The sequence below is a fragment of the Arthrobacter sp. Y3221159 genome (genome assembly GCF_059089885.1).
This window is the reverse complement of the sequence record NZ_JBNHFC010000017.1, coordinates 57,101-76,891: the sequence shown is the minus strand read 5'-3', so window position 1 is coordinate 76,891 and position 19,791 is coordinate 57,101. Positions and strand designations below refer to the sequence as shown.

22 protein-coding genes and 1 riboswitch are annotated in these 19,791 nt (G+C 65.5%); of the genes, 15 read left to right on the top strand and 7 right to left on the bottom strand.

Annotation, left to right across the window (positions count from 1 at the left end):
- Positions 1-337: 337 nt before the first annotated feature.
- From AC5RT3_RS16600 to AC5RT3_RS16590, 3 genes are read left to right on the top strand one after another with little or no spacing between them, the layout of a single operon-like run.
- Positions 338-1,264: a ribonuclease Z gene (locus AC5RT3_RS16600; RefSeq protein WP_494124682.1), complete on the top strand. Its 927-nt coding sequence runs from the start codon at positions 338-340 to the stop codon at positions 1,262-1,264.
- A gap of 19 nt (positions 1,265-1,283) precedes the next feature.
- The gene (locus AC5RT3_RS16595; protein ID WP_494124681.1) at positions 1,284-2,726 is read left to right on the top strand and encodes an APC family permease; all 1,443 of its coding nucleotides are present in this window, start codon (positions 1,284-1,286) and stop codon (positions 2,724-2,726) included.
- Positions 2,723-4,198, top strand: coding sequence for a protein adenylyltransferase SelO (locus AC5RT3_RS16590; RefSeq protein ID WP_494053127.1), 1,476 nt, complete (start codon positions 2,723-2,725; stop codon positions 4,196-4,198). Before AC5RT3_RS16595 ends, AC5RT3_RS16590 begins: the two co-directional genes overlap by 4 nt.
- Positions 4,199-4,332: 134 nt before the next feature.
- Here the strand turns inward: AC5RT3_RS16590 and AC5RT3_RS16585 are convergent, their stop codons facing one another.
- The gene (locus AC5RT3_RS16585) at positions 4,333-5,190 is read right to left on the bottom strand and encodes a LysM peptidoglycan-binding domain-containing protein (RefSeq protein WP_494124680.1); all 858 of its coding nucleotides are present in this window, start codon (positions 5,188-5,190) and stop codon (positions 4,333-4,335) included.
- A gap of 3 nt (positions 5,191-5,193) precedes the next feature.
- A riboswitch (cyclic di-AMP (ydaO/yuaA leader) is annotated at positions 5,194-5,364 on the bottom strand.
- A gap of 280 nt (positions 5,365-5,644) precedes the next feature.
- Here AC5RT3_RS16585 and AC5RT3_RS16580 point away from each other — a divergent pair.
- Genes AC5RT3_RS16580 through AC5RT3_RS16565 form a run of 4 tightly spaced genes read left to right on the top strand, consistent with a single transcriptional unit; the run spans position 5,645 to position 8,386 of the window.
- The gene (locus AC5RT3_RS16580; RefSeq protein ID WP_494124679.1) at positions 5,645-6,997 is read left to right on the top strand and encodes an aggregation-promoting factor C-terminal-like domain-containing protein; all 1,353 of its coding nucleotides are present in this window, start codon (positions 5,645-5,647) and stop codon (positions 6,995-6,997) included.
- 21 nt (positions 6,998-7,018) lie between these two features.
- A complete protein-coding gene (locus tag AC5RT3_RS16575; RefSeq protein ID WP_494009304.1) occupies positions 7,019-7,375 on the top strand; it encodes a TraR/DksA family transcriptional regulator in 357 nt (118 codons plus the stop codon).
- Positions 7,372-7,959, top strand: coding sequence for a DNA alkylation repair protein (locus tag AC5RT3_RS16570; RefSeq protein ID WP_494053168.1), 588 nt, complete (start codon positions 7,372-7,374; stop codon positions 7,957-7,959). The genes AC5RT3_RS16575 and AC5RT3_RS16570 overlap by 4 nt, the downstream gene beginning before the upstream one ends.
- Positions 7,943-8,386 (top strand): DUF1810 domain-containing protein, encoded by a 444-nt coding sequence (locus tag AC5RT3_RS16565; RefSeq protein WP_494053130.1) that lies wholly within the window; start codon positions 7,943-7,945, stop codon positions 8,384-8,386. The genes AC5RT3_RS16570 and AC5RT3_RS16565 overlap by 17 nt, the downstream gene beginning before the upstream one ends.
- Positions 8,387-8,389: 3 nt before the next feature.
- Here the strand turns inward: AC5RT3_RS16565 and AC5RT3_RS16560 are convergent, their stop codons facing one another.
- Both AC5RT3_RS16560 and AC5RT3_RS16555 read right to left on the bottom strand, forming a co-directional pair.
- Complete coding sequence (locus AC5RT3_RS16560; RefSeq protein ID WP_494053131.1) at positions 8,390-9,283, bottom strand: glucose 1-dehydrogenase; 894 nt, start codon at positions 9,281-9,283, stop codon at positions 8,390-8,392.
- An 88-nt stretch (positions 9,284-9,371) separates the two neighbouring features.
- On the bottom strand, positions 9,372-9,878 hold the full coding sequence (locus tag AC5RT3_RS16555; RefSeq protein WP_494053132.1) for a metallophosphoesterase family protein: 507 nt from the start codon (positions 9,876-9,878) through the stop codon (positions 9,372-9,374).
- A 74-nt stretch (positions 9,879-9,952) separates the two neighbouring features.
- Between AC5RT3_RS16555 and AC5RT3_RS16550 the strand changes: the two genes are divergently transcribed.
- Together AC5RT3_RS16550 and AC5RT3_RS16545 are read left to right on the top strand one after the other, a co-directional pair.
- Entirely contained in the window at positions 9,953-10,144 is a 192-nt protein-coding gene (locus tag AC5RT3_RS16550) for a DUF1918 domain-containing protein (protein ID WP_494009300.1), read from the top strand.
- A 50-nt stretch (positions 10,145-10,194) separates the two neighbouring features.
- Positions 10,195-10,725: an NUDIX domain-containing protein gene (locus AC5RT3_RS16545; RefSeq protein WP_494124678.1), complete on the top strand. Its 531-nt coding sequence runs from the start codon at positions 10,195-10,197 to the stop codon at positions 10,723-10,725.
- Here AC5RT3_RS16545 and AC5RT3_RS16540 read toward each other — a convergent pair.
- Entirely contained in the window at positions 10,722-11,399 is a 678-nt protein-coding gene (locus AC5RT3_RS16540) for an endonuclease/exonuclease/phosphatase family protein (RefSeq protein ID WP_494009298.1), read from the bottom strand. The two genes, AC5RT3_RS16545 and AC5RT3_RS16540, sit on opposite strands and share 4 nt — an antisense overlap.
- A gap of 176 nt (positions 11,400-11,575) precedes the next feature.
- Here AC5RT3_RS16540 and AC5RT3_RS16535 point away from each other — a divergent pair, with 176 nt between their 5' ends.
- Entirely contained in the window at positions 11,576-12,379 is an 804-nt protein-coding gene (locus AC5RT3_RS16535) for a thioesterase family protein (RefSeq protein ID WP_494053134.1), read from the top strand.
- A gap of 156 nt (positions 12,380-12,535) precedes the next feature.
- Positions 12,536-13,309: a lipoate--protein ligase family protein gene (locus AC5RT3_RS16530; RefSeq protein WP_494124677.1), complete on the top strand. Its 774-nt coding sequence runs from the start codon at positions 12,536-12,538 to the stop codon at positions 13,307-13,309.
- Positions 13,310-13,343: 34 nt separating this feature from the next.
- On the opposite strand, the gene AC5RT3_RS16525 is transcribed toward AC5RT3_RS16530, so the two are convergent.
- The gene (locus tag AC5RT3_RS16525) at positions 13,344-13,601 is read right to left on the bottom strand and encodes a mycoredoxin (protein WP_009357459.1); all 258 of its coding nucleotides are present in this window, start codon (positions 13,599-13,601) and stop codon (positions 13,344-13,346) included.
- 131 nt (positions 13,602-13,732) lie between these two features.
- Between AC5RT3_RS16525 and AC5RT3_RS16520 the strand changes: the two genes are divergently transcribed.
- On the top strand, positions 13,733-14,494 hold the full coding sequence (locus tag AC5RT3_RS16520; protein WP_494124676.1) for an SOS response-associated peptidase: 762 nt from the start codon (positions 13,733-13,735) through the stop codon (positions 14,492-14,494).
- 25 nt (positions 14,495-14,519) lie between these two features.
- Here AC5RT3_RS16520 and AC5RT3_RS16515 read toward each other — a convergent pair whose 3' ends face one another.
- On the bottom strand, positions 14,520-14,942 hold the full coding sequence (locus tag AC5RT3_RS16515) for a VOC family protein (protein ID WP_494053141.1): 423 nt from the start codon (positions 14,940-14,942) through the stop codon (positions 14,520-14,522).
- A gap of 19 nt (positions 14,943-14,961) precedes the next feature.
- Here AC5RT3_RS16515 and AC5RT3_RS16510 point away from each other — a divergent pair, with 19 nt between their 5' ends.
- Positions 14,962-15,282: a chorismate mutase gene (locus AC5RT3_RS16510; protein WP_494009292.1), complete on the top strand. Its 321-nt coding sequence runs from the start codon at positions 14,962-14,964 to the stop codon at positions 15,280-15,282.
- A gap of 32 nt (positions 15,283-15,314) precedes the next feature.
- On the opposite strand, the gene AC5RT3_RS16505 is transcribed toward AC5RT3_RS16510, so the two are convergent.
- The gene (locus AC5RT3_RS16505; RefSeq protein ID WP_494053142.1) at positions 15,315-15,704 is read right to left on the bottom strand and encodes a hypothetical protein; all 390 of its coding nucleotides are present in this window, start codon (positions 15,702-15,704) and stop codon (positions 15,315-15,317) included.
- A 159-nt stretch (positions 15,705-15,863) separates the two neighbouring features.
- Between AC5RT3_RS16505 and AC5RT3_RS16500 the strand changes: the two genes are divergently transcribed.
- Both AC5RT3_RS16500 and AC5RT3_RS16495 read left to right on the top strand, forming a co-directional pair.
- Positions 15,864-16,202: a DUF6504 family protein gene (locus AC5RT3_RS16500; protein ID WP_494053143.1), complete on the top strand. Its 339-nt coding sequence runs from the start codon at positions 15,864-15,866 to the stop codon at positions 16,200-16,202.
- Complete coding sequence (locus tag AC5RT3_RS16495; RefSeq protein WP_494053144.1) at positions 16,199-19,687, top strand: DNA polymerase III subunit alpha; 3,489 nt, start codon at positions 16,199-16,201, stop codon at positions 19,685-19,687. The genes AC5RT3_RS16500 and AC5RT3_RS16495 overlap by 4 nt, the downstream gene beginning before the upstream one ends.
- Positions 19,688-19,791: the final 104 nt, after the last annotated feature.

Below are 19,791 nucleotides of genomic sequence, written 5' to 3'. Positions count from 1 at the left end.
TAGGATGGGCCTTGGACCCTAGCCGAAAACGGAATCACGACTAGACTAATAAGTAGGCTGATGAATATCAGTTGGTAGATCAGGACTAAGGGAGTTTCACATGAACTTGGGAAGCATGATCAGGAATGCCGCTGGACGATTCTCAGGCAGGACCGGAACCAGTGGAACAGCCCGCGGTACCGGGATGAATGCCGCCAGGCGGACGCCCCATGCAACGGGCGGCAGGACCGGCGGCATGGCCCACAAGATTATGGGAATGCTCAGGCGGCACTAAAACCACCAAACCAGGAAGCAGGTCCCGGATACGTCCGGAACCTGCTTTTTGGTCCTTTCAGACATGCGTGAACTCGTCATCCTCGGCACCGCATCCCAGGTCCCCACCCGCGCCAGGAACCACAATGGATACTTGCTGCGCTGGGACGGCGAGGGGCTGCTCTTCGATCCGGGCGAAGGAACGCAGCGGCAAATGATCCACGCGGGTGTCCCGGCTACCCAGATCACCAGGATCTGCCTCACTCACGTCCATGGCGACCACTGCTACGGTCTTCCCGGCGTACTGTCCAGGATGGCCCTCGACGGTTTGGGGCACCCCGTTCACCTTCACTATCCGCGTGCCGGCGAGGACGTGGTCCGTGCCCTGGTCTCCGTGAGTTCGCCCGGCATCGACCTGCGCCTGCACCCCCATGGGGGAGCGGGGATCATCGCTGACGGACTGGAGATCCGGCCGGTGAAGCACCGCATCGATACCTACGGCTACAGGCTGGTGGAACCGGACGGCAGGACCCTGCTGCCAGACCGCCTGGCGGCAGCGGGCATCGCGGGCCCCGACGTCGGGCGCCTCCAGCGTGAAGGAACCCTCAACGGCGTCAGTCTCGAGGCCGTCAGCATCCATCGGCCCGGCCAGCGCTTCGCCTTCGTCATGGACACCGCGCCCTGCGAAGGTGCTGAGGAACTGGCCGACGGCGCCGACCTCCTGGTTGCCGAGTCAACCTTCAGCGATGACGACGCCGGCCTGGCGCAGCAATACCGCCACCTCACCGCCGGGCAGGCAGGGGAGCTGGCGTCGCGCGCCGGTGTCCGCACTCTGGTACTGACGCATTTCTCGTCCCGCTACGGCGACGACGCCACAGTGCTTGCCGCGCAGGCATCCGCACGCGCGGGCACGTCTGCCGTCACGGCCGCCGCGGACCTGCAGCGGATTCCCTTTCCGCAGCGGCGCAGCCCCGTGTCGACCTGGCACGCATCTTCCAGTCCCACCACCTGATCCGGCAAGGAGGCCGACAATGAGCGCCACATCCGAGGAAGTCCAGGGCGTTACTCCGCAGGGCAGGGAGCCCGAGCTGAAACGGGTCCTTGGCCCCAAGCTCCTCCTGCTCTTCATCGTGGGGGACATCCTTGGCGCCGGCGTCTACGCCGTGACGGGCACCATGGCCGGGACGGTGGGCGGGATTGTCTGGCTGCCGTTCCTCCTGGCCTTCGTGGTGGCGACGCTGACGGCCTTTTCCTACCTGGAGCTGGTCACCCAGTATCCCCAGGCGGCAGGCGCCGCCTTGTACACGCACAAGGCGTTCGGCATCCACTTCGTCACGTTCCTGGTGGCATTCGCGGTGGTCTGCTCGGGCATCACCAGCGCCTCAACCTCGGCCAATGTCCTGGCACAGAATTTCTTCGGCGGGCTGGAGGTCAACGGGGTCATGGGTGATCCCGGCCAGGGCGTGATCACCGCCGTCGCCCTGGCATTCATGCTCCTGCTGGCCGCCATCAACCTGCGGGGTGTGGGGGAGAGCGTCAAGTTCAACGTGGTGCTCACCGTGGTGGAAATGGTGGCGCTGTGCATCGTGATCGGCGTCGGGTTCTTCGTCATGGCCCAGGGCACAGGCAACCCCGGCGAGATCTTCGTCTTCAGCGACTACCAGGACAAGGGCCTGTTCCTCGCCGTCACCGCCGCCACCTCCATCGCCTTCTTCGCCATGGTGGGCTTTGAGGACTCGGTGAACATGGTGGAGGAAACGCGCAATCCCGAGAAGATCTTCCCCCGGACCATGCTGACCGGTCTCGGCATCGCCGTGCTCCTTTACATGCTGGTTGCAGTGTCCGTGGTCAGCGTGCTCACACCCACAGAACTGGAGGGAATCCGCGAAGCCGAAGGCGCGGCACTGCTCGAAGTGGTGCATAAGGGTTCGCCGGACTTTCCCATCGACAGGGTCTTCCCGTTCCTGGCCGTCTTCGCCGTGGCCAATACTGCGTTGATCAACATGCTCATGGCCAGCCGGCTGATCTACGGCATGGCCCGCCAGCAGGTCCTGCCGCGCCCCCTGGGCAAGGTCCTGCCGGTCCGCCGCACCCCGTGGGCGGGCATCGCCTTCTCCACGGTCCTGGCGCTGGGGCTCATCCTCTATGTGGCCAGCGATCCGGAAAGCAACATCGTCGCCAACCTTTCCGGCACAACGGCATTCCTGCTGCTGTGCGTCTTCACCGTGGTGAACGTGGCATGCCTGGTGCTGCGCCGGAAGCGGGATCCGAACCGTAAGGTCTTTTTCACCTCGCCCGGCCCACTGCCCCTGGTGGCAGCCATCCTGTGTGCTTTCCTTGCCGGCCCATGGGTGGGACGCAACGTGATCCAGTACGAGATAGCCGGCGGGCTGATGGCAATCGGCGTGATCCTGTGGCTTGTCACCTGGCTGATCAACCGACGGACCAACCGCGGGGATAGGGTTAACCCATGACTACCGCTGCAGAATCAACGGTCATCCTCGAAAGCCGTTTCGCCAGCGAACTGGCAGACATGGCTGTTCCCTGGCAGGCGGAGGAAGCTCCGGAGCCCCGGCTCCTGGTCTTCAACGACGCCCTCGCGGAAGAGCTCGGGCTTGATGCCCGCTACCTGCGCAGCGCGGAGGGGGTGCGGTTGCTGCTGGGCAACCACGTGCCGGAGGGGGCAGCGCCGGTGGCCCAGGCCTACGCCGGGCACCAGTTCGGCGGATACTCACCCCTCTTGGGGGACGGGCGGGCCCTCCTGCTTGGCGAGATCCTGGACGCCAACGGCCGCCTGCGCGATATCCACCTCAAAGGCTCGGGCCGCACACCATTTGCGCGGGCAGGTGACGGGCGTGCCGTCGTCGGGCCCATGCTCCGGGAATACCTCGTCAGTGAGGCAATGCACGCGCTGGGGATTCCCACCACCAGGTCTCTCGCCGTCGTCGGCACCGGACGCCTGGTGCGCCGGGACGAGATGCTGCCCGGGGCAGTCCTGGCTCGGGTGGCCAGCAGCCACCTGCGGGTGGGGAGTTTCCAGTATGCGCGGGCCACGGACAACCTGGAGCTGCTGCGCCGCCTGGCGGACCACGCCATCAGCCGGCATTACCCCGCCGCCGCGGAAGCTGAGAATCCGTACCTTGCGCTTTTCCGGGCGGTGGTGTCGGCCCAGGCCGCGCTGGTGGCGCAATGGATGCTGGTGGGATTCGTCCACGGCGTGATGAACACGGACAACATGACCATTTCCGGCGAGACCATCGACTATGGGCCCTGTGCGTTCATGGACGACTTCAATCCCGCCGCCGTCTACAGTTCCATCGATGTGGGCGGGCGGTACGCCTACGCCAACCAGCCTGTTATTGCCGAATGGAACCTGGCGCGCCTCGCCGAGTCGATCCTTCCGCTGATCAACGAGGACCAGGAGCAGGCCGTCGCTCCCGCCGTGGAGGCGCTGGGCGAATTCCGCAGGCAGTACAGCGATGCTTGGTTCGACGGGATGAGGACCAAGCTGGGCCTGCCCGCCAGCCCCGCCGGAAGCCCTGAGGCCGAAGCGGCATCCGAACTGGTGGACGGGGTGGTTGCGATCCTGAAGGACGGCCCGGTGGACTACACGCGGTTCTTCCGCAACCTGGGCGAAGCAGCGCGCGGAAATGAAAGGCCTGTCCGGGGCATGGTCATGGACCTGGCAGCATTCGACGCCTGGGCCGGGCGCTGGCGGTCCATGAAGCCGGATGCGGACCGGATGGACCGGGTGAATCCCGTGTACATTCCGCGCAACCATCTGGTGGAAGAGGCGCTCGCTGCGGCCACCGGCGGCGACCTGGAGCCGCTTACCAGGCTCCTTGAAGCAGTGGGCTCCCCTTACGAAGAGCGACCCGGGCTGGAACGCTACGCCGAAGGCGCGCCGGAAGATTTCGGCAAGTACATGACGTTCTGCGGCACGTGACAGGCTGCGCCGCAAAGTGGCGGGGGGTCCCGGTGGCAACACGTTAACACGGCAAGGGCGGCAGCCGGGGTCTTCCCGGCTGCCGCCCTTATGTGCGCAGCTCTTGGTGCGGCTGCTTCAGTTGCGCGGGGTAACTACGCTACCCGGACGAAGGAAGCTCCGCCGAGCCAGCTGATGGAGTGGACTTCGGTCTTGTAGCCGTCCACGCCGCCGCTGACAACCTGGCCGTCGCCGGCGTACACGCCCACGTGGCCTGCAGTGATCACCAGGTCGCCGGGGGCGGGGGTGCCCACGGTGGTGCCGTACTGGTAGAACTGGCCGGGAGCCAGGTCACCGACGGACTTGCCGACGGAGCGGAGGGCCTTCTCCACCATGGCGGTGCAGTCCTGCTGCACGCCCAACTGGCCGTAGGCGGAAGCCAGGATGGCTGCACCCGTGCCGGTGCCGGTCGCGGCAGGTGCGGGGGCCGGGGCCGGAGCCGGGGCAACGGCCGCGGAGGCATAGTTCATGGTGGAGCCGGTGTTCGCCAGGGCAGGTGCGGCCTGGGCAGGAGCAGCGGCAGGTGCCACGTAGCCGGCGCCCGGAATGGTGATCTGGTCACCGGGGTAGATGATGGTGGAGATGTCCAGGCCGTTGGCGGCCAGCACATCGTTCAGGCTGACGCCGTGAGCGGCCGAGATGGCGCCCAGGGTGTCTCCGGAAACCACGGTGTAGACGTTGCCGGCGGCAGGGGCTGCGGCAGCGGGGGCAGCCACTGCGGCTGCCGGAGCGCTGGACGCCTGGACGCTAGCGGTTTCGGTGGTATCCGGGCCGGTCACGCCTGCATGGGCGGGAGCTCCAACACCGAACGCAATGCCGGACGCAGCGGCAACTGCGAGCATCGGACGGCTGAGCGTCCGTGCCTGGGACTTTGCGGAAGCAGCCAAGCCCTGGAGCGCGATTGAGCGGGCCGGAGTTGCGCGGTGACGGGCGGTAGGGAAATTTTTTGACACGTGTGATCGCCTCTCCCATGCCTGCGGGGTGAGCTGTCGGGTTCGGGTTGGAGATACCCGGCCGAAGGCAACCGCCCACAATGGACGGAGGCGCTATCGACTTAACCCCAAGGCCGTAACGGCCGTGGAAACTTGGTTCCCCCGTCCCTGCCAGCTGGAAAGCGATTGAATCCCGGGTCAGTGGCAGGGCTCGGCATACTGATGGGAATGTCCCGATTGGGAGGGACACCTGAAGACCATAACCCGGCCCCGGAGCAATTGTCACGTTTGGGTAACATACGAGGCGCTTCTATCAAATTAAGCAAACGTCTGGAGGTACTAGCACACCTTTCTGACCTCGCGTGATATTTTGCGGCTGGCGTCGCCTGTTATTTATGTCACAAACTTATTAAGGTAGCGGCGGGAGGTCGCCCAACCCTCAACCTAGTGTTGAAACCCGCTAAGCTTCGGAGCTATGCGCCTGATCGGAAGCATGTTCAAGCCCCCGCTGCTGGGAGGGCTGCTGGCACTTGCCCTGGCCGGCCCCGCTGCCCTGCCTCCGGCGGCCGCGGATGAGACTCCGCCGGGCGGGTACCCATCGTGGGAAGACGTTCAGAAGGCGCAGCAGTCTGAAGCCGGGAAGGCGGCCGAGATCGAGAACATCACAGGCCTGCTTCAAGGCCTGCGGTCCGAGTCCGAAGCGCTCGGGACGGCCGCCGTGGCATCCGCAGCCGACTATGCACTGGCGGATGCCGCCCTGCAGTCCGCAACGGCCAGGGTGGATGCCCTTGCAGGCCAGGCTGCCCAGGCGGACGCGGAGTTGCAGCGGCATCAACAGGCCGTTGGTGCGCTGGCCGCCAGATCGTACAAGACCGGCGGAACCACCATGGGATTCTTTGTGGCACTGGAAGCTTTGGAGAACAACAGCATCCACGGGCTCAACGTCGTTGAGGTGGTGGGAGCCAAGACCGCGGATTTGGTCAGCCGGGCGGAGGCCGCCGGCAAAGCCACCGCTGCGCTGGCGGAGCAGGAAAAGACCGCCAGGGCGGAGCGCGAACGCCTGTCCGGGGAGGCGAAGGCCAAGCTGGACACTGCCCGTTCCGCCCAGGACGCGGTGGCCCGGCAGGTCGCCGAAGAGCAGCGGCGCAGCGGAGAGTTGACCGCGCAGCTGGCGTCCCTCAAGGGCACGACGGCGGCGCTCGAGGGCGAATACCGGCAAGGCCAGGCGGCGCTTGCAGCCTATGAGGCGGCGCAGGCTGCCAAGCGAGCGGCTGCCGAGGAGCAGGCCCGCCGGCAGGCAGCTGCAGATGCTGCCCTTGCCGGTGCTCAAAGACCTCCCGCTCCGGCAAACCCGGTCCCGGCAGCGCCGGTGCCAGCGAATCCCGCGCCGCTAAATCCGGCCCCGGTAAATCCTGCTCCCGTGAACCCGGCCCCGGCGAACCCCGCCCCCGTTGCCCCGGCGCCTGCAATCCCCGGCCCGCCCGCCGTCGTCGTGCCCTCCGTTCCAGGCGGCGCAGTCAACGATCCCGCTGCGGCCAAGAGCTACGCCTCCGGCCGCCTTGCAGCCTACGGCTGGGGCCAGGACCAGTTCCTGTGCCTCGCCCAACTCTGGACCAAGGAATCCAACTGGCTGACCACCGCCACCAACCCCTACTCCGGGGCCTATGGGATTCCGCAGGCCCTGCCGCCCGGCAAGCTGGGAAGCGCCGGCAGCGACTGGCTTACCAGCTACCGTACGCAGATTGAGTGGGGGCTCGGGTATATCCGGGACCGCTACCGTACACCCTGCGCGGCGTGGGACCACTCCGTAGCCAGGAACTGGTACTGAGAGGCGCGCTAGGCTTTCTCCATGCCAGATTTTGAGCGGTTCCGGGTGCTGCTCGAGGAGGAGCGGAAGCGGAAGGCTGCACTGCTTCCGGACCTTCGCGCGGACATCGCCTCGGCCAGTTCGGCACGGCTCAATTCAAACGTCGATGACGAACACGATCCCGAGGGCGCCACGATCGCTTTCGAGCTGTCCCAGGCGGCCGCACTCCTGAAGCAGAGCGCCGCCGGCCTGGACCAGGTGGAGGCCGCCCTCGCCCGGCTGGACGCCGGAACCTATGGCACCTGCGCCGTCTGCGGCGAAGCCATTGCCGAGGGCAGGCTGGAAGCCCGGCCATGGACCGCGTTCTGCATCAACCACGCCGCGGCAGGCCGGCAGTGACAGCGGGGCCGGACATCGTTGCCGCGGCGGCGGAATTCATCGACCGTACGCTGCAGAACGAGGGCTCCTGGTACCGCGCGGACGACGTCGCCACCCGGCTGGGCGGGGTCCTCGCCTCCTACGGAGCCTCCGTGGGCGCTGTCCGGGGAACCGTCCGTGATGCGCTGCGGAAATTCAAAGCCCTGGACCACGATGCCACGGTCCAGCTGGCCTCAGTCCTCTGGGGCCGGCCCAACCCTGGCGCAAGGCCGGTCTTCGAGCGGCGGCTGGCTGCCGTGGTGCTGCTCCAAGCCAAGGCCGGATGGCTCCGCCACTCGGACCTGACCCGGATCGAAGGGTTCCTCCGCTCCGCTTCCACAGCGGAACTGGAAGGCCCCCTCGTGGCCGATGTGGTGGCGCCGCTGCTTGCCGGGCTGCCGGAGCGCGACAGGCAGCGCGCCGATGTGGTGCTGGCGCGGTGGGCCCAGGACCCGCACACCAGCCTGCGCCAGGCTGCAGCAGTACTTGGGCAGCCGCCAGGCGCCGGCTTCCCGCCCGGTCCCAACACCCCCCGACAAGGAGACATCCATGAACGATCCCTATGACCTTGAACGCTTCGTCGCTGCACAGGACAGCGGCGGGACATATGAGCAGGCCTTGTCCGAATTGCAGCTGGGCAGCAAGAGCGGCCACTGGATGTGGTTCGTCTTTCCGCAGATCGCCGGGCTGGGGCAGAGCGCCACCTCGCGGAAGTATGCCATCAGGTCACTGGACGAGGCCCGGGGATACCTTGAGCACGACGTGCTGGGTCCGCGCCTGCTGGAGTGCGCACAGGCCCTGACCAACCACGCCGGGCGCACGGCCGAGGATATTCTGGGCGGCATTGACGCCCGCAAGCTGCAGTCGTCCATGACGCTGTTCCTCCGCGCGGCGCCCGGCGAAACGGTGTTCAAGACCGTTCTTGCACAGTTCTTCGACGGCCAGCCCGACGAAGCCACCGATGAACTGCTCGCCGGGCAGGACCAGGCATAAGAACTACGGGGTGGGGCTGCCGCCGTTGACGTTCAGCGTCTCGCCCAGCACAAAACTGGACTCGGGCGAGGCCAGGAAAACATACGCCGGCGCGAGTTCTGCGGGCTGGCCGGCGCGGCCCAGCGGAGTGGACTGCCCGAACTCCGGCAGCTCCTCCTTGGGCTGGCCGCTGCTGACCTGCAACGGAGTCCAGATGGGTCCCGGCGCCACGGCATTGACACGGATCCCCTTGGGAGCGAGCTGCTGGGCCAGGCCTTTGGTGAAGTTGTTGATGCTGGCTTTGGTGGTGGCGTAGTCCACCAGCGTCGGGGAGGGGTTGTAGGCCTGCACCGAGGTGGTGTTGATGATGGTGGACCCCGCGGGCATGTGCGGAAGGGCTGCCTTGGTCAGCCAGAACATGGCGTAGACATTGGTCTTCAGCGTGTGGTCAAACTGCTCGTCCGTGATGTCCGCGAGGTCCTCCTGGGCCACCTGCTTTCCGGCGTTGTTGACCAGGATGTCCACACCACCCAGGACGGCCACCGCGGTATCCACCACGTCACGGCAGACAGACGGGTCCTTGAGGTCCCCGGGAACCTTCACGGCTTTGCGTCCCGCGGCTTCGATAATGCCCGCAATCCTGGCAGCGTCCTCCTCCTCCTGCGGCAGGTACGACATGACGACGTCGGCCCCCTCCCTGGCGAACGCGATGGCCGCGGCGGCACCGATACCCGAATCCGCACCGGTGACGATTGCCTTCCGGCCTTCCAGCCGTCCCGTGCCGCGGTAAGTTTCCTCACCGAGGTCCGCCTTGGGCGTCAGCTCCGCGTCCAGTCCCGGCTCGGGCTGGTGCTGCTCCGGCGGGGAAATGTGCTCGTAGGCGGTGACCGGATTCCGGAAAGTGTACTGGTCTGTCATGGCGGTCCTCCTGCTGGGTGGATTCCAAGAAGCTAAGTATGCTTACCGTCCCAGCCTAGGCAACCGGCGGCCACCTGCCAACCCGGAACTACTCCCGCGCCACCTCCACCAGGCGCACCTCCGCCAGCCGGCCGCCGTCGACCTTTGCTGTCATGTATGTGCAGGCGGGCTGGCGCCGGCGGTCCGTGGGCGAGCCGGGGTTGAGCAGCCGCAGGCCTGCCGGGGACGTGGTGTCCCAGGGGATGTGGCTGTGCCCGAAGACCAGGACGTCCGTGTCCGGATAGAGCGCCTCGCACCGCAGCTCCCGCCCCTTGGCCTGCCCGGTCTCATGGACCATGGCAAACCGGATGCCGTCCAGGGTGATGTGCGCGGTTTCAGGGAGGCGGGCGCGCAGGTCCGGCCCGTCATTGTTCCCGTAGACGCCCACCAGGTACCGGCTGCGTTCCTGGAATTTGTCCAGGACCCCGGCCTGCACCCAGTCACCGGCGTGGAAGACCACGTCTGCGCTTTCGACGGCGGCCCACACCGGGGCGGGCAGGTCTCTGGCCCGCTTGGGGATGTGGGTATCGGCAACCAGGACGATGTTCAGCGGCATAGGGAAATCCTGCCACGCTGGGCCTGTTCCGGTTCCCGTGAGAGTCGTAATCTGGGGGCTGGGAGGTGATTGCCATGGAGGCAGCGCAGGGCGACCGCATTATCGTCCACGGCCGGCATGTTGGATCCACGGACCGCCACGGGGTGATCCTGGAAGTGCGGGGACAGGACGGAACCCCGCCTTACCTGGTCCGCTTTGATGACGGGCACGAAACCATCATGTATCCCGGCGGTGATTTCGCCGTCGAACGCCCGCACGGCAACTGACGCCCGGCGTGTGCTGGGCCCGGGCATGATGTACCTGTCAGACTGGGCTGATGGATCATTCTCTGGCTTCCGCAGCGTCCACCACCCCGCCCCTCCGCACCGGTCCCCGGGATCCGGGCGACGCCTGGGTGGAGGGGGACCGCGGACGCTTTTGGGGGCGTTTCGGTGCGGCCGGCCTTCTTGCGTTCGATCCGCCCAGGGGGGTGCTGCTGCAGCACCGCGCGGTCTGGAGCCATAACGGCGGAACGTGGGGGTTGCCGGGTGGAGCGCTCCACCAGGGCGAGGAGCCCGTGGCCGGCGCGCTGCGGGAAGCCCAGGAGGAGGCGGCGGTTCCGCCGGAGGGTGTGGACGTGCTGTTCACTTCCCTCCTGGACCTGGGCTACTGGTCCTACACCACGGTGGTGGTGCTGGTGCGGGAGCCGTTCGACCCGGTGATCAGCGATCCCGAGAGCATCGAACTGCTGTGGGTCCCCCTTGACGAGGTGGAGCGGAAGGAACTGCACCCCGGCTTCGCTGCCGCCTGGCCGGACCTGAGGCGACGGCTTGCTGGCGCCGGCCCGTATCCCGGCGGCGCTTCCTAGTAGTCCGGACCGTATTCCGCCGTGACCAGGATGGGCAGGTGGTCCGAGTTGCCGCGCGGCAGCGTCTCTACGTTCTGGATGTCCAGGCCCAGGGACGTGGCAAAGTCGAAGTGGCCCTTGAATACCTTGTACCTGGTGTAGGTGCGCCGGTTGCTGAGGGAGAGGGCATACCCGGAGTTCTTCATGTGGATGTCCAGGTTCTTGGTGAAGAACGGGTAGTTGAAATCGCCCACCATCAGCGTCATCAGGCCTTTTCCCATGCTGAGCAGTTCGGCATGGGCAGCGTGGATCTGCTTGCGCCGGAGCGAATTGGAGGCGGTCAGCGGCGCCGCGTGGAACGAGCCGATCACCAGTTCATGCTGGGTGTCGTTGTCCATCACGCGCACCCCAATCAGCCGTTCGTGCGCCGGAGCCAGGACCCTGTCGTGCATCGACTTCTTCAGGGCGAAGGATTGGGTGTCCAGTGCGGTGAAGCGGCTGGTGCGGTAGTAGACGGCGAGGCCCAAGCGGTTTCCCTTCGTGACATGCGCCAGATGCAGCGGCCCCAGGGTTTCGGGGAGGTCCGTGGCATCCACCTCCTGGAGGCAGAGGGCATCGACGTCATGGTTCCTGGCCAGGGCAAGAAGCTCGCCGCTGGCTTTGTGTTTGCGGAGGTTGTAGCTGATGACGCGCATGGAATACCTCTTTTCGAGGTCGCTGACAGGACCAGTTCCTGAGTCTAGTCCGCTGGCATCATCCAGTCTCAAACATTTCGCTGGCCCAGCATTTCGCGCCGGACCGCTGCTGCCGTTCCGGCGCGAGCGGTTAGAGTTAGTGGCAATTCACTGAAGTTCTCTGCGAAAGGCCAGCGTTGACTGAAGAGTTCCAAGAGCTTGCTGAAGGCAACGCCTACTACCAGGTCCTGGGCGGCGGCCACTTCCGCTCCACCATCCATGCGCAGGGGGCCTGGAACGCCCACGAACAACACATGGCGCCTGCCTCCGGCCTGCTGGCCGAAGCCCTTGAACGCCACCAGCCGCGGGCGGACATGCGGATGGCCCGGCTCAGCTACGAGATCCTGGGACTGATCCCGGGCGGGGAATTCCAGATCGAGACCTCTACGCTGAGGCCAGGGAAGACCATCGAACTGCTGCAGGCAGAGTTGGTGGCTGCGGGCCGGACAGCAATCCGGGCAACCGCGTGGCGGATGATCACCAGCGACACTGCTGCCGTCGCCGCCGTCGAGGATGCGGCCATTCCGGGCCCGGACGACTGCAAGCCCTACGACGGTTCGGCTGTCTGGCCCGGCGGCTACATCCGGTCCCTCGAGATGCGCGTTGCCGAAGGGCACCGGCCGGGCGCCGGCAAGGTGTGGCTCCGCACCGACCACCCGCTGACGGACCGGGAGGACAGTACCGATCTGGCCCGCCTGATGGGCCTGGTGGACACCGCCAACGGGATCGCCGCCCGGGTGCCTCCCGGCAAGGACAGCTACGCCTTCCCCAACCTGGACCTGCAGATCCACATGTACCGGCGGCCCGAAGGGGAGTGGCTGGGGCTGGACAACGCGGTGTCCTTCGGCGGGGACGGGATCGGCCTGACGTCCACGGTCCTGCATGACCGGCAGGGCCCCTTCGGGCGGGCCGAACAGATTTTGACACTGCGCCGTACCTGACCGGCTGCCGATCCGTGGGACTTGGTGGTGGCCGGATTGCTGCCCGGATTGCTGCCGGGCCTGTGGGCGGACGCCGTGGCCTTTAAACGTCGTGGGTGGGCGACGGCGTAACCTAGGGTTGGCCTGTCCGCCGGCAGTTCAACCAGGAACTGCGAGATGACCATAAGGGAGCCCGGCACCATGCACCACCCCGTTCAGGAAACGCGCACGCTGACTGTGGTGCGGCAGGAAGTTTCGCTGGGAGCGGGGCGGGACCTGGAATTCGGGCTGGAGCTCCTGGCACAGGCCAGGTCGGGGCAGATCGGCCCCACCCTTCGGCTCTACCGTCCCGCCCCCACCGTGGCGTTCGGACAGCGGGACACCCGCCTGCCGGGGTTTGAAGCAGCGGCCCGTGCCTGCCGTGACAACGGCTTTGAACCGCTGGTCCGCAGGGCCGGCGGACGCGCCGCTGCCTATCACCAGGGGACGCTGGTGGTGGACCACATTGAGCCGGACGCGGATGCGATCGCCGGCTCCAAAACCCGCTTCGGGTACTTCGGGGAGTTGTTCGCCCAGGCACTGCAGGTGGTCGGCGTCCACGCCGCCGTGGGGGAAATACCGGGGGAGTACTGCCCGGGCGAGTTCAGCGTCCACGGAACACACCCGGACGATTCCTCACACCGGATCAAGCTCGTGGGCACGGCCCAGCGGGTCGTGGCGGGCGGCTGGCTGTTCAGCTCCGTGATCGTCGTGGAAAACTCTGCCCCGATCCGGAAAGTCCTGACGGACAGCTACGCCGCCCTGGGGCTTGAATGGGATCCTGCCACTGCGGGCGCCGTCGAAGACCTGGTGCCCGGTGCCACCGTCCAGGCCGTTGAGGACGCGCTGCTGCAAGCGTATGCGGGCCATGCCGCCCTGGAGTCTGCTTCCTTCAGCAGCCTGGGGGCATGACCCGCATCGCGAAAGTGTTTACGGCCGGCCGTGCTTATGCCGCCAGGCGCGCCTTCACCTCGGCTGCTGACGGGTTGGTCGCTGCCGAACCGTCCGGGAACAGGACGGTGGGAACGGTGCGGTTGCCGCCGTTCAGCTGCTCCACGAGTTCGGCGGTGCCATCCACTTCCTCGATGTTGATCTCCGTGTAGCCGATGCCCTGCGCATCCAGCTGCTTCTTCAGCCGGTTGCAGTAACCGCACCAGGTGGTGGAGAACATGGTGATGGTGCCGGATTCGGGAGTGAAATCCACAGGGGTCTCCTCTGTGTCGATGTAGGGTTCCGTTCCTGTCAACGGTAGCGTGCCTCCCCCTATTCCCGTGCGCCCGCGGCTTCCCGGACGGCCCGGATGACAGCAGATGTCGCCGATGGCATGCTGGAGCCATGTGTGGACGCTATGTGATGGCACGTGCTGTGGGGGACCTCCTGGCGGAATTCGACGCCGAGCTGGAGGACGAGGTGAGCATTCCGCCGTCGTGGAATGTGGCGCCCACTGACGACGTCCCCATCGTCCTGGAACGGCTGGTGGATGACGGGCCGGAGCGCAGGCAGGTCCGGCAGCTGCATGTGGCCCGTTGGGGGCTCGTCCCTTCCTGGGCGAAGGATCCGGGCATCGGTTCCCGGATGATCAATGCCAGAAGCGAATCCGTGCTGGAGAAGCCGGCGTTCCGTAAGGCTGTCCAGTCGCGGCGCTGTGCAGTCCCGGCGGACGGTTACTACGAATGGAAGCAGGGCCCGGGGAAGACCAAGCAGCCCTACTACGTGCATCCCGGGGAAAACGGGGGCCTGGTCTTTGCCGGCCTTTACGAATGGTGGAGGGACCCCTCCGTGCCGGCCGGCGAGCCCGGGCAGTGGATGCTTTCCACCTCCATCCTGACAACGGACACACCGCCCCCGGGATCAGAATCGACAGTGTTCGGGAAGCTCACTGCCCTGCATGACCGGGTTCCGCTGCCCATGGACAAGGCCACCATGCGGGCCTGGCTGGACCCGGAAGCTGATGATGCCGCCGGCTTGGTGGACCTCGTGCGGTCCGGCGTCAAGGACGTTGCTGCGGACTGGCGCGTGGAGTCGGTGGGCAAGGAAGTGGGCAACGTGCGCAACAACGGTCCGGAACTGATCAGGCCCGTGGAGGCGCTGTTCTAGGAGTCCCCGCCCCGGCGGCGTTGACTTAGACGGTGACTGAACCGTCGTCGTCCACAGCCCAGGTGGGGTTGTACGCCACTTCCCAGCGGAAACCGTCCGGGTCCGCGAAGTACCCTGTATAGCCGCCCCACGGCTGGGTGACCGGCTCGGCAACAATGGCGGCACCCGCGGCCGCCGCCTCCGCCATTACCTGGTCCACCTCCTCAACGCTCGCCAGGTTTTGGCTGAGGGTGATGCAGGGGACCGGCCCGGGGGCGCTGACGCCTGCTTCCGCCTGCATCTGCCCCGCGTCCCAGAGTGAAAGCACCAGGCCATGGTTGACCTGGATGAACACCACGTCCCCGGCAACCTCCTTGTGGACCGGCCAGCCCAGGCCATCCACGTAGAACGCCCTGGACGCTGGAACGCTGCGGACGCCCAGTGAAATGAAGTCGACTCTTGGCTGCATGCTTCGATACTGTCAGACGATGGCAACTATTCAAGGAAACGATCGGGACGCTTTGGCCGACAAAGAACAGCTCGCTGCCGTCCGGGTTGCTGTGGATGAGGTGGATGAACAGATCGTCACCCTCATCGCCCGCCGCGAACGGCTGATTCGCATCGCCGGCACCCTGAAGGGCGACGACGCGGAGGTCCGTGCGCCCGACCGCGTGGAACGGATTATCGAACACGTCCGTTCGGCCGCTGAGAAGAAGGACATTGACCCGGACATCGTGGAATCCACGTACCGGGCCATGATCTCGGGCTTCATTGAACTCGAGATGCGGGTCCACAAAGAATCCAGCTGAACCCCGCGCCAGGGCAAGAAAAAGAGGAAGCCTTACAGGGCTTCCTCTACCGGGACGCCGGACTGGAATTCCCGGCCGTCCGCCTCACTGAAGGCGGAGATGACATGCCCCTGCCCCAGCCCGTTGATGGCTGCCTTGGGAAACTGCCCGGTAATGGTGTTTTCGGAGTGCGATACACCTGACAGGTCGTAGTTCTCCTCAATGCCCTGTTCGCGGTTGAACGAGTAGAAGGCAATGGCCTCCCCGTTCATGAACTCAATGCACAGCCGCCGTTGCGACGAATAATCCGGTGTGGCCCCGACCATTCCCACGACATATGCGCCGGACCCTGGAATGGTGCCGTCGATGTCGAAGGTGGCCACGAGGGTGGAGTCCTGTGCCTTGAGGCTTGCCTGCTTGAGGAGTGCGTCTTGGGTTTCCATGGCTCCATCCTGCTCCCTGCTTTCCGCTCCGTCCACCCCCTTGTCCGGTAACGGCGGGGAAGCCCTGCGACCCCTTTCTATGCATTGGGCTGAACCGGGCGTAGACTTGAACTGTTCGAACACATATTCGAATAGGGTCAGGTTATTCCGGGAGGCGCCATGGGCATGTTCAGCGAATCCGTTGATGTCCTGTGCTCTCCTGAGGGCCAACCTGTAAGCCTTGTTTGGGCCGGCAGGTCCTACGATGTCTGTGCCGAACCAATGCGCTGGTATGAGCGCCGGCAGTGGTGGGCGGAAGACAGCAGGGCGCCTTTGGGGAGCGGTCCCGGGGTGGTGGACCATGAAATCTGGCGGGTGCAGGTATTGCCGTCCCCGGGTGGAGCCGCCGGAAGCACGGCGCACGGTGAACCACTGACCCTTGACCTTTCCCGCCATATCCGCAGTGGCCGCTGGCGGCTCGTGCGGATCCATGATGCCCTCCGGCCCAGAACAGCATGAGCTTCACGCACCTTCACGTCTCCACCGCATTCAGCGCCCACTATGGGGTTTCCTGGCCGGATGAACTGGCACAGGCTGCCGCCGCGGACGGCGCCACCGCCCTTGCCTGCACGGACCGCGACGGCCTGTATGGAACCATCAAGCACCTTAAGGCCTGCATGGCTGCCGGTTTGGATCCCATCGTCGGAGTTGACCTTGCGGTCCTTGACGACGACGGCGACCACCGTACCCAGGTGGCAGGCAGGGTGGTTGTCCTTGCCCGCGGGCACAACAACGGTGCCGGCTATCGGGCCTTGTGCCGCCTGATCTCCGATGCCCACGCACGGACAACGGGAAAAGCCGGGGGAGCGGTGCCGGTTGCCGTGACACGTGCCGAACTTGCCTCCCGGACGCTTGATCCCCAGACCCTCAAGCCGGTACTGACTGTCCTGATCGGCCCTGATTCGGATGTTGGCCGGGCAATGGGAGGCCGGCGCTATCTCCGCCCGCGTACCCTTTTTAAGCAATGGCTGGATGCCATGCCAGGCGGGACGGTGGTGGCAGAGATTGTCTCCCAGCTCAGCGCCCCGGGGTCACCATTGAGCACTGCCCACGCAGTCCGCATGCTCCGGCTTGCCGAGGAACACCACGTACCGGCGATCCTGACAAACGCAGTCCGGTACTGTGCTGCAGACGGCGCACCCACAGCTGACGTTCTTGATTCGGCAAGGACCCTGAAATCGCTTCCGGAGCTCGCCACCGAACCGCTGCTGCAACCCACCGGCCAGGGCTGGCTAAAGTCTGCTGACCAGATGCTCCTGCTCGGCAAGGAAATCATCGCTGCCGCAGGTTACGGTGCCGCTGACCTTAAGCAGCTGATGACGCAGACCGAGGCGCTCGCCGACCTGTGCCGGATTGATCCCGCTGCCGATATGGGGTGGAAGCAGCCTGTTGTGCCGGAGACAGCCGTGCTGGGGATCAGCCAGGACCCGCACCAGGAGCTGGTGGAGCGTTGCAATGCAGGGATCGGCAGGCGGTTTCCAGGCATCAGCGGGGCGGCGGAAAGAACCATGGAGTCACGGCTTGAGCATGAACTGCGTATCATCCGGAACCTCGGTTTTTCCTCCTACTTCCTGACAGTGGCAGAGGTGTCCAGGATGATCCAGGACATGGGTGTCCGGGCTGCGGCCCGCGGATCCGGCGCTTCCAGCCTTGTGAACTACCTCATCGATGTCAGCCACGTGAACCCCCTCCAGCATGACCTGATCTTCGAGCGTTTCCTCTCCCAGGACCGGGCAACCCTGCCGGACATCGACATCGACGTCGAAAGTGCCGAGCGCCATAACGTCTACCGGCGGATTTTCGAGCGGTTCGGTGCCGAGCGGGTCACGTTGATGAGCATGCAGAACGGTTACCGGGCCAGGGGAGCGGTACGCGATGCCGGTATGGCACTCGGCATGGATGACGGCGAAGTGGGTGAGATCGCCAAGCAGCTGTGGCGCTTCTCGGCCCGCAAGTTCCGTGAAGCGCTGCAGGAAAAGCCCGAACTCAAGGAGTTCGCCGGAAGGGTTGAGCAGCGCGATGCCGACGGCAACCAGCAGCTCGATCTGCTGGTGGACCTGACCGAACGCCTTGACCGGCTGCCACGCCACATCTCCATGCATCCCTGTGGGGTGATCCTCGGTGACGCCACGCTCCTGGACCGCACCCCGGTACAGCCCAGCGGACTGGGGCTGCCCATGAGCCAGTTCGACAAGCACGACATGGACCCCATGGGCATGCTGAAGCTCGATGTCCTGGGTGTGCGGATGCAAAGCGCCATGGCATTCGCGGTCCGGGAAATCATCCGGATTCATCCTTCAAAGAATGAGGTTGTTACTGCCGGCCGGCACCCTGCCGGGGCGGATGGTTCGGGACCAGCCTATATTGCTGACAACGGCCACATCGACCTCAACGCCGTGCCGCTCGATGACGAGCCCACCTACGAACTGATCCGCAGCACGCACACTTTAGGCTGCTTCCAGATCGAATCACCGGGCCAGCGCGAGCTGATCGGCAAGATGGCCCCGCGTGAATTCAACGACCTCATCATCGATATTTCGCTGTTCCGGCCCGGGCCCATGAAGTCGGATATGGTGCGGCCCTTCCTTGAACACCGGCACGGGTTTGCCCCGGAGGTCTACCCCCACCCCGACCTGAAACCGGTGCTGGCGGAAACACACGGCGTGACCGTGTTCCACGAGCAGATCCTGAGGACGTTCGACGTCATGACCGGGTGCGGCTTGGCCAAAGCGGACGAGTTCCGCAGGGCCCTGAGCAGCGAAGAAGGCGAAGCCGGCGTCGAAGATTATTTCCGAAGGAAGGCAAAAGTGAAGGGGTATTCAGCAGACGTCGTTGACAAGGTTTGGGACACCCTTAAATCCTTTGCCAGCTTCGGTTTCTGCAAAGCCCACGGTGCGGCCTTCGCTGTGCCCACCTACCAGTCAGCCTGGCTGAAAACCCACCACCCCGAGGCATTCCTTGCCGGGCTGTGGGAGCACGATCCGGGCATGTACCCCAAACGGCTGCTGGTTGCCGAGGCGAGAAGGCTGGGCATCCCTATCCTTCCTCTTGATATCAACCTCAGCAAGGCTGAGTACCGGGTGGAGCGGGTCCAGTCCGGCCCTGACGCCGGAAAACTCGGTATCCGGCTGAGCCTCAACGGTATTTACGGGCTCTCCAGGACAGAGTTGAAGAGAATCGTTGCCGGACAGCCGTACGAATCGCTGGCCGACCTCCGGGCAAGGTCGAAAATCAGCAAGCCAAACATCAAAAGGCTCGCGCAGCTGGGTGCCTTCGATTCACTGCACCGGGAGGCGGGAGGTACTGCCAACCGGGCAGACCTGGTGCAGCATCTGCAGAAGCTCCAGGCGTCCGGCAGCAGCAGGAAAGGCGTCGAGGTCCTGGAGGGACAGTTACCGCTGCCCCTTGGGGATGTTGAACTCCGGAATGTCGCCCCGGGACTGCCGGAACCAACCCTGGTGGAAAACGTCCGGGCAGAGCTTGACCTGATGGCGGTGGACGTCAGTACCCACCTGATGGACAGCCACCGGCCCCTGCTGGACAGGCTGGGCGTCACCACCGCAGACAAACTGCTGGGCCTGCGCAACGGTACGGAGGTCCTGGTGGCCGGGGTGCGTGTGGCCACCCAGACGCCTCCCATGCGGGGCGGCAGGCGGGTGGTGTTCATCAGCATCGACGACGGCACCGGCTGTGTTGACTCTGTCTTCTTCCACGAGGCCCAGGAAAAAGCTGGGATGCTCCTGTTCGGCACCCGGCTGCTCCTGATCAGGGGTACCACCCGGCGGACCGGTCCCCGGGGAATCAGTTTGAGTGCCAGCATGGCCTGGGACCTGAGCCGGACCGAAACCCTGCCGTTCCCGGATCCCGCAGCCCAGGCGCCGGACGTGCCACATCCTCTGGACGGGATCAGCAGAAGCCTCGCCATTACCGGATTCAACGGCTGACACTGCCGTGCGCCGCGTTGGTCGGCCTATCCCCGAACAGATAGCATTGACGATGGCTGGCTGTGGTCCCCGTACGCCACAAGCTATGAAGCCTGAACTTTGAA